The organism is Mesorhizobium sp. WSM4850 (assembly GCF_055811735.1).
This window is the reverse complement of the sequence record NZ_JBVVPV010000046.1, coordinates 36,925-47,949: the sequence shown is the minus strand read 5'-3', so window position 1 is coordinate 47,949 and position 11,025 is coordinate 36,925. Positions and strand designations below refer to the sequence as shown.

General features: G+C 63.7%; 6 protein-coding genes and 1 pseudogene. 4 read left to right on the top strand and 3 right to left on the bottom strand.

Annotated elements, in window-relative coordinates:
• Positions 1 to 256 precede the first annotated feature (256 nt).
• On the bottom strand, positions 257 to 532 hold the full coding sequence (locus tag AC0L2Z_RS29440; protein ID WP_473629999.1) for a hypothetical protein: 276 nt from the start codon (positions 530 to 532) through the stop codon (positions 257 to 259).
• Between the two features lie 200 nt (positions 533 to 732).
• Here AC0L2Z_RS29440 and typA point away from each other — a divergent pair, with 200 nt between their 5' ends.
• Both typA and AC0L2Z_RS29430 read left to right on the top strand, forming a co-directional pair.
• Positions 733 to 2,562, top strand: a complete 1,830-nt coding sequence (gene typA / locus AC0L2Z_RS29435) for a translational GTPase TypA (protein WP_027154593.1) — start codon at positions 733 to 735, stop codon at positions 2,560 to 2,562.
• A 435-nt stretch (positions 2,563 to 2,997) separates the two neighbouring features.
• Complete coding sequence (locus AC0L2Z_RS29430; RefSeq protein ID WP_023800471.1) at positions 2,998 to 3,612, top strand: LysE family translocator; 615 nt, start codon at positions 2,998 to 3,000, stop codon at positions 3,610 to 3,612.
• A gap of 9 nt (positions 3,613 to 3,621) precedes the next feature.
• Here the strand turns inward: AC0L2Z_RS29430 and AC0L2Z_RS29425 are convergent, their stop codons facing one another.
• Together AC0L2Z_RS29425 and AC0L2Z_RS29420 are read right to left on the bottom strand one after the other, a co-directional pair.
• Entirely contained in the window at positions 3,622 to 3,945 is a 324-nt protein-coding gene (locus AC0L2Z_RS29425) for a YciI family protein (RefSeq protein ID WP_023800470.1), read from the bottom strand.
• A 159-nt stretch (positions 3,946 to 4,104) separates the two neighbouring features.
• Positions 4,105 to 4,272 (bottom strand): annotated as a pseudogene (locus tag AC0L2Z_RS29420) (peroxidase-related enzyme); the annotation flags it as partial.
• A 135-nt stretch (positions 4,273 to 4,407) separates the two neighbouring features.
• Here AC0L2Z_RS29420 and AC0L2Z_RS29415 point away from each other — a divergent pair.
• Together AC0L2Z_RS29415 and AC0L2Z_RS29410 are read left to right on the top strand one after the other, a co-directional pair.
• On the top strand, positions 4,408 to 9,216 hold the full coding sequence (locus tag AC0L2Z_RS29415) for an NAD-glutamate dehydrogenase (RefSeq protein WP_473629998.1): 4,809 nt from the start codon (positions 4,408 to 4,410) through the stop codon (positions 9,214 to 9,216).
• 282 nt (positions 9,217 to 9,498) lie between these two features.
• The gene (locus tag AC0L2Z_RS29410) at positions 9,499 to 10,944 is read left to right on the top strand and encodes an MFS transporter (protein ID WP_473530294.1); all 1,446 of its coding nucleotides are present in this window, start codon (positions 9,499 to 9,501) and stop codon (positions 10,942 to 10,944) included.
• The last annotated feature ends 81 nt before the right edge of the window (positions 10,945 to 11,025 follow it).

Below are 11,025 nucleotides of genomic sequence, written 5' to 3'. Positions count from 1 at the left end.
ACAAGCGATTCGTGAGTCATCGCAGCGTAGAATCACAACCGATTCCCCGCTGCAACACCTATCTTAGCGCATATGCCCCATGGGGGGAGATTGGCAGCTTGGGCGCTCCGCTCGCGCCTGCAACGTTGGAGGTTGGCGAAAGCGGCGGCGACGTCCGATCTCTCCCCTTGTGGGGGAGATGCCCGGCAGGGCAGACGGGGGCGTGAAGGATCGCAGCGGAACGGTATCTCGGGATGACTACCGCCGTCGGCGGTCGTCAGTCTGGATAGCAAACGGTCGGAATATTGGGCCAAACAGCGCCGTCGCAGTTGGCGGCCTCCTGCCTTTGCTTGAAGGCGGCGCTGACCGGCCCGGTGACCACCGGGTCGACGCCATCGGGAGCGTCGGCAAACAACTGCTCCGGCGTTCGGGTGTCGGACGGCAGGGCAGGCTCCTTCGACGTCGCGGCCGACTGTGCCACGCCTGCCGCAAGCAGAACGGCGAGGGCAGCCCATGCAAGGATTGGCCGGTATCTGATGCCCGTTTTGCTCATGAAATTTGAACTGTCCCGACAGTGAAAGGTTCCGCTTTGGTTAATAATTCAATTTCACACCAAGACGCTTAAGATTTGGTGACCATTTATTTGGTGGCACGCCTCCTCTTTCGCAATTGCGAAAAACCCTGTATGAGCCGCCCAACCGAAAGAGGCAGCGCCTTTTGGCCTGCTGCCTACAACGCTCCCGAGACCACAACATGAAAATTCGTAATATCGCGATCATCGCGCACGTCGACCATGGGAAAACCACCCTCGTCGACCAGCTCCTGAAACAGTCCGGCTCATTCCGCGACAACCAGCGCGTTGCCGAACGCGCCATGGATTCGAACGACCTCGAAAAGGAACGCGGCATCACCATCCTGGCCAAGGCGACCTCGGTCGACTGGAAGGACACCCGCATCAACATCGTCGACACCCCCGGCCACGCCGATTTCGGCGGTGAAGTCGAGCGCATCCTGTCGATGGTGGATTCAGCCATCGTGCTGGTCGACGCCGCCGAAGGGCCGATGCCGCAGACAAAATTCGTCGTCGGCAAGGCGCTCAAGGTCGGATTGAAGCCGATCGTCGTCATCAACAAGATCGACCGGCCGGACGCCCGCCACGTCGAGGTGGTCAACGAAGTGTTCGACCTGTTTGCAGCGCTCGACGCCACCGACGAGCAACTCGACTTCCCGATCCTTTACGGCTCGGGCCGCGACGGCTGGGTGTCGGAAAACCCCGAAGGTCCGAAGGACCAAGGCTTGGCGCCGCTGTTCGACCTCGTCATCAAGCACGTGCCGGCGCCGACCGTCCACCCCGGCCCGTTCCGGATGATCGGCACCATCCTGGAAGCCAATCCGTTCCTTGGCCGCATCATCACCGGCCGCATCGAATCCGGCACGCTGAAATCCAACCAGGCGGTCAAGGTGCTGCATCATGACGGCACCCAGGTCGAAACCGGCCGTATCTCGAAGATCCTGGCTTTCCGCGGGCTCGAGCGCCAGCCGATCGACGAGGCGCAGGCGGGTGACATCGTCGCCATCGCCGGCCTGTCGAAGGGCACCGTCGCCGACACGTTCTGCGACCTGTCGGTGACCGAGCCGCTGCATGCGCAGCCGATCGATCCGCCGACCGTGACGATGTCGTTCCTCGTCAACGATAGCCCGCTGGCCGGCACCGAGGGCGACAAGGTGACCAGCCGCGTCATTCGCGACCGCCTGCTGCGCGAGGCCGAAGGCAATGTCGCGCTGAAAATCGAGGAATCGCCTGACAAGGATTCGTTTTTCGTCTCCGGCCGCGGCGAATTGCAGCTTGCCGTGTTGATCGAGACGATGCGCCGCGAAGGGTTCGAGATTGCCGTGTCGCGGCCGCGCGTCGTCATGCAGAAGGGCGAGAACGGCGAGTTGCTCGAGCCGGTCGAGGAAGTCGTCATCGACGTCGACGAAGAGCATGCCGGCGTCGTCGTGCAAAAAATGTCGGAGCGCAAGGCCGAGATGGTCGAATTGCGCCCGTCGGGCGGCAACCGCCAGCGTATCGTCTTCCACGCGCCGACGCGCGGCCTGATCGGCTACCAGTCGGAACTGCTGACCGACACCCGCGGCACAGCAGTCATGAACCGGCTGTTCCATGCCTACGAGCCTTACAAGGGCGAGCTGCCGGGCCGCACCAATGGCGTGCTGATCTCCAACGAGCAGGGTGAATCAGTGGCCTATGCGATGTGGAACCTGGAAGACCGCGGCCCGATGGTCATCGATCCGGGCGTCAAGGTCTATCAGGGCATGATCATCGGCATCCATTCACGCGACAACGACCTCGAAGTGAACGTGCTGAAGGGCAAGAAGCTGACCAACATCCGCGCCGCCGGCAAGGATGAGGCGGTGAAGCTGACGCCGCCGATCCGCATGACGCTGGAACGCGCGCTGGCCTGGATCCAGGACGACGAGCTGGTCGAAGTGACGCCGAAGACCATCCGCCTGCGCAAGCTCTATCTCGACCCGAACGAGCGCAAGCGTTTTGAGAAGTCGGCGAAAGTGGTCGGCGCGGCGTAAGCGGATGTCGAGAGATCTGCGGCAAACTCGTCACGGCTGTCGCATACGGCAATCGACCCGAGGCTGAAGTTTGCGTCTCGATGCTTAGTGCGTAAGGGATCTATGCTCTCGCGACGCATATTTCCGACATAGACGGGCTTGGCCTGATCCATGGAGGTCGGCGCTGCCCCTCATCCGCCTGCCGGCACCTTCTCCCCGTGGACGGGGAGAAGACCGCTGACCGCACCCTCGGCGTTCATTTCTTGCAACGCTGGTAATTGGCGGAACCGTCGATGACAGCGCCCTTCTCCCCGTTGACGGGGAGAAGATGGCGGCAGCCAGATGAGGGGCAGCGCCGACGCCTGTTCAGAGGGCAAAGTTCTCTGCAAGCTGCAGGGGTGCCAAACCGCCGCTGATCGGGTATCCTTGGGCTCTCTGACGCTCGAAGGCACTCACATGCACGTCACCTCGCTTTTGATCTTCGCCGCCGCCCTTTTCGTCGCCGCGGGCTCGCCCGGCCCCTCGATTGCCGCCCTGGTGGCGCGGGTTATCGCAAAGGGCTTTCGCGACGTGTTTCCATTCCTGCTCGCCATGTGGATCGGCGAGGCCATCTGGCTGTCGCTGGCGGTGTTCGGGCTGGCGGTGGTGGCGCAGACCTTCCATCTTGCCTTCGTCGTGCTGAAATGGGTCGGCGTCGCCTATCTCGCCTACCTCGCCTGGAAGATGTGGACGGCCCCGGTCGAGGCGCGCGAAGGCGAGATGCCGCGCGAGGAGTCGGCCGTCAAACTGTTCTTTGCCGGCATGGCGGTGACGCTCGGCAATCCCAAGATCATGATGTTCTACCTGGCGCTGCTGCCGACCATCATCGATCTCGCCTCAGTGACGGTCGTCGGCTGGATCGAGCTGACGCTGACCATGGCCGTGGTTCTGGTCGCCATCGATCTGGCCTGGGTGCTGGCGGCAGCGCAGGCGCGAAAACTCTTGAAGAGCAGGCGGGCGATGAAGATCGCCAACCGCGTCAGCGCCACCACCATGGCCGGTGCCGCGGCGGCGATTGCGGCTCGATCCTGAGCCGGTGCGTCAGCCCATTTCGATGATCGGCGCGATCTCGACGCTGAAACCCGGGTCCTTCAGGATAGGACAATCCTTGGCCTTGGCGACGGCATCGTCGATGTCGTTCGCTTCGATGATTGTGTAACCGGCGGTCGGATTGCTGCCGCCATTGTTCTCGACTTTGCCGCCGGGCAGCACGGTCTTCGACATGCCGACCGGATTGCCACCGTCGACCACGGCCGAGCCAAGCTTGCCGTACCAGCCGTTCCAGGCATCCATCGCCGCTTGCCGTTCGGCGTCGTCGGTCGGCATCTTGCCGGAGCCGTGATAGACATAGAGAAATTTCGCCATGTTCTCCTCCGTTGATCTTCCGTTGATCGGCGGGCGTCAAACCGACATGCGGTCACGCCGCAGGGCGATCATCGGACCAAACCGAAAAACAAGCAACGAGAATGCGAATCACTAATGTGAGGTCCGGTTGGCTCGCAACCGCCATGCTCTCACCGCGCCATCGCCTGGTATGTCGGTGAAGGCGCGCAGCTTCGTCTCGTCGAAAGCGTAGGCCAAAAGCACATTGGGAACGAGGCCGAGCTTCTCCTCGCATTTGGCGAAATAGGCTTTCGTCGCTTCGCTCAGTTCCGCAGGCGCGAGGTCAAGTGCGACGATTTTGTCTTTTATGGCGGATTTTCTCCTCATTTTCGGTGACCCACCGGCGAATCCCGACATTTCGTCGCAAGCGGTCAAACCTTTGTCGCCAAATATCGGTCATCTGCTACCATAGTCGCAAAACATATGAGGGAGGGATTTAGCGACATGGCCGGCCTGAAATCTGCAAGCCAGTTGAAAAAGATAAGCACGGCCAAGGGCAGCGAGAAACCCGGCAGGCTTGCCGATTACTTGCTGGCCCGTGCGCCGGCCGAAGATGTCGCCGCCTATGAGGTCACCGCCCTCGAACGCGCCGCCGATCTCGCCGGACGCGCCGTCGCCAGGCACAAGAAGGGCGATTGCGTCGTCGCCATAGAGGTTGATTCCGGTGTCGTGCGCCAGGGCAGGCCGATGACGGTGATCACCGTCGTCAACGACAACATGCCGTTCCTGTTCGATTCCATCCTCGGCGAGATCACCGAGAGCGCTGGCGAACCGCTGCTGGTTACCCATCCGGTCATCGTCGTCAGGCACGGCAAGAGCGGCGTCGACGAAATCCTCGGCGATGGCGGCTTCGCCAAGGGCGATCACAGTCATGAACGGCTGAGCGTCATCCACGTCCATATCGGCCGTGTTTCGTCCGAGCAGGCCGAGGCATTGGCTGACCGGCTGAAGAAAATATTGGGCCAGGTGCGCGCCGCCGTCACCGACTGGAAGCCGATGCTGGCCCGCCTCGACCAGGCAATCTCCGAGTTCCGCTACGCTCCGGTGCCGCTCGACAAGGCCAACGTCACCGAAGCGATCGCCCTCCTCGAATGGCTGCGCGACGACAATTTCACCTTCCTCGGCATGCGCGAGTTCAAATATACCGGCGGCGAGAAGAGCGGCACCCTGGAGCGCACCGAAAAGCCCGGCCTCGGCATCCTCTCCGATCCCGACGTGCTGGTGCTGCGGCGCGGCACCGAAGCGGTGTCGACGACGCCGGAAATCCGCGCCTTCCTGCACGGGCCGGAACCGCTGATCGTCACCAAGGCCAATGCCAAATCGTCGGTGCACCGCCGCATCTATCTCGATTACATCGGCGTCAAGACCTACACCGCCAAGGGCGTGCTTGCCGGCGAGCTGCGCATTGTCGGCCTGTTCACCTCGACTGCCTACACGCGCTCGGTGATGAAGATCCCCTATCTCAGGTCGAAAGCCGAAACCATCATCGCCAAATCCGGTTTCAACCCTGAAGACCACTCCGGCAAGGCACTGATCAACGTGCTGGAGAGCTATCCGCGCGACGAGCTGTTCCAGGTTCCGGTGCCGATCCTGCGCAAGCACGCCGAAGCCATTCTGGGGCTGATCGAGCGGCCGCGCGTCAGGGCGCTGGTGCGCGCCGATCAGTTCGACCGTTTCGTCTCGATCCTCGTTTTCGTGCCGCGCGACCGCTACGACAGCGTCGTGCGCGAGAAGATCGGCACCTATCTGAAGACGATGTTCCAGGGCCGGCTTTCGGCCTACTACCCGGCCTTCCCGGAAGGCGGGCTGGCTCGTGTCCACTTCATCATCGGCCGTTCCGGCGGCAGGACGCCGAAGGTCGACCAGGCGACGATCGAGGCAGCGATCCGCGCCATCGTGCGGACCTGGGACGACATTCTGCGCGAGACCGCCGAAGAGACCGGCGCCGATGCGGCGCTCACGGCGATCGCCTCGCGCTTCTCGGGAAGCTATCGCGACAGCTTCTCACCGGCGGAGGCGCTGGCCGATGCCGGGCGCATCGCCAGGATCAGCGCGGCCAATCCGATCGCCATCGACTATTATCGTCATGCCAACCAGGAACCGCATCAGGCGGCGCTGAAGATCTATCACCATGGCAGCCCGGTGGCGCTGTCGCGACGGGTGCCGGTGCTGGAGAACATCGGTTTCCGCGTTATCAGCGAGCGCACCTTCGAGGTCGGGGACGAGGCTTCCGACATGATCAATACTGATCAGCCGGGCATGGTCTTCATCCACGACATGGAACTCGAAAACAGCTACGGCAAGCCAATCGACCTTGGCGACCGCGGCGCGCTGTTCGAAGACGCGTTCCTTTCCGTCTGGCGCGGCGACATCGACAATGACGGCTATAACGGCCTTACCCAGACCGCCGGCCTGTGGTCGGCCGAGATTTCCATCCTGCGCGCCTACGGCCGCTATCTGCAGCAGGCCGGCATCCCACAGAGCCAGGATTTCATTGCCGCCGCGCTCAACCGCTATCCGGAGATCGCGCGTGGCCTGCATGAGCTGTTCGTCGCCCGCCTCGGACCGACGGCGCAGACGGACGGGGCGGTCGCGGCCAGGCACCTCAAGGCCAAGATCAGGGATGCGCTGGAAGAGGTTCCCAACATCGACGACGACACCATCGTCCGTCGTTACCTCAACCTGATCGAAGCCTCGCTGCGCACCAATCATTTCGTTCCCGATCTGAAGGAGAAGGGCCAGTCGCTGGCGATCAAGCTCGATTCGCAAGCGGTCGACGGCCTGCCGGCGCCGCGGCCGTGGCGGGAGATCTTCGTCTACGGCTCCGAGGTCGAGGGCGTGCATCTGCGCTTCGGCCCGGTCGCGCGCGGCGGCCTGCGCTGGTCGGACCGCGCCCAGGACTACCGCACCGAGGTGCTCGGTTTAGTCAAGGCGCAGCAGGTCAAGAACGCGGTGATCGTGCCGGTTGGCGCCAAGGGCGGTTTCTATCCGAAGAAGCTGCCGATGGGCGCCGGCCGCGACGCCATCTTCGAAGCCGGCGCGTCCGCCTACAAGAATTACGTCTCCAGCCTGTTGTCGATCACCGACAATATCGGCCTGGACGGCGTCATTCCGCCGGCTGAGGTCGTGCGGCGCGACCAGGACGACCCCTATTTCGTCGTCGCCGCAGACAAGGGCACGGCGACCTTCTCCGACACCGCCAATGCCATCAGCGAGAAGCATGGCTTCTGGCTCGACGACGCCTTCGCCAGCGGCGGCTCGGCCGGCTACGACCACAAGAAGATGGGCATCACCGCCAAGGGCGCCTGGGAAGCGGTCAAGCGGCATTTCCGCGAGATGAACCGCGATATCCAGACCACACCCTTCACCGTTGTCGGCGTCGGCGACATGTCGGGCGACGTGTTCGGCAACGGCATGCTCCTGTCCGAGCAGACCCGGCTGATCGCCGCCTTCGACCATCGTGACATCTTCATCGATCCCGCTCCCGACATGGCGGTTTCGATGGCCGAGCGCCGGCGCATGTTCGCCCTCGCCCGTTCGAGCTGGCAGGACTACGACAAGACAAAACTGTCCGAAGGCGGCATCATCGTCTCGCGCAGCCAGAAATCGATCACGCTGCCGCCGGCCGCGGCCGCGGCGATCGGCCTCGGCAAGACGACCGCCTCGCCGGTCGAGATCATGAGCGCCATCCTCAAGGCGCCGGTCGACCTTTTGTGGTTCGGCGGCATCGGCACCTATCTCAGGGCATCGACGGAAACCAACCAGGACGCTGGCGATCGCGCCAACGATGCCATTCGGGTGACTGCGCTCGAAGTGCGCGCCAAGGTCATCGGCGAGGGCGCCAATCTTGGCGCGACGCAGCGGGCCCGCATTGAGTTCGGGCTGAATGGCGGGCGCTGCAATTCCGACGCCATCGACAATTCGGGCGGCGTCAACTGCTCCGACGTCGAGGTCAACATCAAGATCGCGCTGGCTTCCGCCATGCGCAAGGGGGCGCTGACCCGCCCAGCGCGCAACAAGCTTCTCGCCGAAATGACCGACGAGGTGAGCGCGCTGGTGCTGTCCAACAATTACGAGCAGACGCTGGCGTTGTCCCTTGCCCGCAAGCGCGGCCTTGCCGATATCGCCCATCAGAGCCGTTTCATGGCAGCGCTCGAGGCGCGCGGCCTGCTCGACCGCAATGTCGAAGCTCTGCCGTCGCCGGCAGGCCTTGCCGAGCGCGAGGCGCGCGGCGAGCCGTTGACCAGGGCCGAGCTCGGCGTGCTGCTGGCCTATGCCAAGATCGTGCTGTTTTCCGACATCGTCGCCAGCGACGTGCCGGACGATCCGCATTTCGACCGTGACCTGATGGGCTATTTTCCGGACCGGATGACGAAGAAATTCGCGGCCGAAATCCATGGCCATCGCCTGCGCCGCGAAATCATCGCCCGTGTCGTCACCAACGATCTGGTCAATCGCGGCGGCCCACCCTTCGTCAACAGGCTGCAGGAAGCAACCGGTCGCAGCGCGGCCGACGTGGTCCGGACCTTCGCTGTGGTGCGCGACGGCTTTGGCTTGCCGGCGCTCTATCGCCAGATCGACGCGCTCGACAACCAGATCGACGGGCAGGTGCAGCTCGACCTTTATCAAGCCGTCAGTCGGCTTACCTATGTCGCCAGCGGCTGGTATCTCAAGAACGATACCAGCACCGCTCCGCTGGGCCAACGGATCGCCGAATTGCAGAACGCCCGCAAGGCACTGGAGCCGAAGCTCCCTTCGCTGCTTCCGGCCTTCTCGCGCGAGCGGATAGAGGAGCGGCGGCATGGTCTGGCCAAGGGCGGCGCGCCCGAACAGCTGGCAGAACATCTGGCGCTGACCGATGTGGCCGGCGTCGTGCCTGACATCGCGCTGACGGCCCGAACGGCGAATGCCGACATCATCGCCGCCGCGAAGGCGTTTTTCGCGGTCAGCGATGCCTTCCGCATTCCGCGCGTCGAGGATGCGGCGCGCTCGATCGCGCCGTCCGACTACTACGATCAGTTGGCGCTTTTCCGCGCCACCGACACGATCGGCGCAGCCAGGCGCGGCATCGCCGTGGCGGCGCTCACCGGCCATGCCGGGGCGGCGGACCCGGTGGCGGCATGGCTGGAGGCCGGCGGCGAGAGGGTCGGGCGCATCCGCGAGCGGCTGCAGGCGCTGACCGAGGGCGGCGACATCACCGTGTCGCGGCTGTCGGTGGCATCGGGGCTGATCAGCGACCTGACAGCGCTGTGAGCTGTTCGCTTCACAAGGCCGGCGCTGCCCCTCATCCGGCTGCCGCCACCTTCTCCCCGTATAGTGACGGGGAGAAGGAACTTGCTGCACTGCCAGCGCCTTTTCTGCAACGGCAGCCGTTCGCGAAACCGCCGATGACAATGTCTTTCTCCCCGTCCCTATACGGGGAGAAATGCCCGGCAGGGCAATGAGGGGCGGCGCGACCCCTGTCATTTGCGTGAGCACCGGAAACATGCAGACATGGCGCCGGTCGCGGGCCAAGCGAACGGGGCAGGAGGGAATATGGCCGAGGTAGCAGTGCAGCGAGCGCCGGAACGCGGCATCTGGGGGTGGATGCTGTTCGACTGGGCAGCACAGCCGTTCTTCACGGTCATCACCACCTTCATCTTCGGCCCTTATTTCGCTTCGCGCATGGTTCTGGATCCGGCTGCCATGCAAGCTGCCGAGGCAGCCGGTCCAGCCGCAGTTGAAGCTTACGTCGAATCCCAGCATCTACTTGGCCTGACGGTCTGGGGTTGGAGCATCGCCGCGGCGGGACTGGTCATTGCCGTTTTGTCGCCCATACTCGGCTCGATCGCAGACCAGACCGGCCCGCGAAAGCCGTGGATCGCGTGCTTTGCTGCGATCAAGATCACGAGTCTTTGTTTGCTCTGGTTTGCCGCGCCGGGCTCAAATCTGTTTCTTATCGCGGCTTTGTTTTCGCTGGCGTCGGTGGCGGCGGAATTCTCGACGGTGTTCAACGATTCGATGATGCCGCGCCTGGTTCCGAAGAGCGAAATCGGCCGCATCTCAAACATGGCCTGGGGTCTTGGTTATCTCGGCGGCATGATCGCGTTGATCTTCGTCGTCGCCTTCATGGCGGGTTTGCCGGAGACCGGCAAGACGATCGTCGGTCTCGACCCGCTCCTCGGTCTCGACCCGATCTTCGGCGAGGACGCTCGGGCGACCGGACCACTGTCGGCTGGCTGGTACTTGCTGTTCATCCTGCCGATGTTCTTCTTTACCCCGGATGCCGCCAAAGGCATTCCGATCGGGCCGGCGGTGCGCGAGGGGCTGTCGGAGCTGAAGTCGACACTGGCCGAAGTGCGCCAGCGCAGCGGCATCTTCCGCTTCCTGGTCGCCCGCATGATCTATCAAGACGGCGTCAATGCGCTGCTTGCGCTGGGAGGACTTTTCGCGGCAGGGATGTTCGCCTGGTCGATCACCGAGATCGGCCTGTTCGGCATCATCCTCAACGTCGTTGCCATCGTCGGCTGCTGGATCGCCGCCCGTCTCGACACGGCGCTCGGCTCCAAGGCCGTGGTGATGATTTCGCTGGTTATGCTGTCTGTCGCGACAATCGGCATCGTCTCGACCGGACCGGGTTTCACGCTGCTCGGGATGCTACAGCTCTCCACCGCCGACTCGGGCGGCCTGTTCGGCACGGCGGCGGAAAAGGCCTACATTCTTTACGGCTTGCTGATCGGCCTTGCCTTCGGGCCAGTACAAGCCTCGTCACGCTCCTACATGGCGCGTAGCGTCACCGCGGCCGAATCGGGTCGCTATTTCGGCATCTATGCGCTGGCCGGACGGGCGACCAGCTTCCTCGCGCCGTTTCTGGTGTCGACCATAGGCTGGGTAAGCGGTTCGCAACGGCTCGGCATGGCTGTAATCGTGCTGTTCCTCGGCGTCGGCCTGGCGATCCTGGTCCGCACGCCGTATCCGGCGGACAACCGGCCGGCGGAGTGAGCTTACCCTCCCCCTTGTGGGGAGGGTCGATCCGCGAAGCGGAGCGGGGGGGGGGGGGGGCGGCCCCCCCCCCCCCCACCA

Excerpts from the sequence above, each read along its gene's own strand:
- AC0L2Z_RS29440 (WP_473629999.1), bottom strand. The coding sequence starts at position 532 with ATGAGCAAAACGGGCATCAGATACCGGCCAATCCTTGCATGGGCTGCC.
- typA (WP_027154593.1), top strand. The coding sequence starts at position 733 with ATGAAAATTCGTAATATCGCGATCATCGCGCACGTCGACCATGGGAAA.
- AC0L2Z_RS29430 (WP_023800471.1), top strand. The coding sequence starts at position 2,998 with ATGCACGTCACCTCGCTTTTGATCTTCGCCGCCGCCCTTTTCGTCGCC.
- AC0L2Z_RS29425 (WP_023800470.1), bottom strand. The coding sequence starts at position 3,945 with ATGGCGAAATTTCTCTATGTCTATCACGGCTCCGGCAAGATGCCGACC.
- AC0L2Z_RS29415 (WP_473629998.1), top strand. The coding sequence starts at position 4,408 with ATGGCCGGCCTGAAATCTGCAAGCCAGTTGAAAAAGATAAGCACGGCC.
- AC0L2Z_RS29410 (WP_473530294.1), top strand. The coding sequence starts at position 9,499 with ATGGCCGAGGTAGCAGTGCAGCGAGCGCCGGAACGCGGCATCTGGGGG.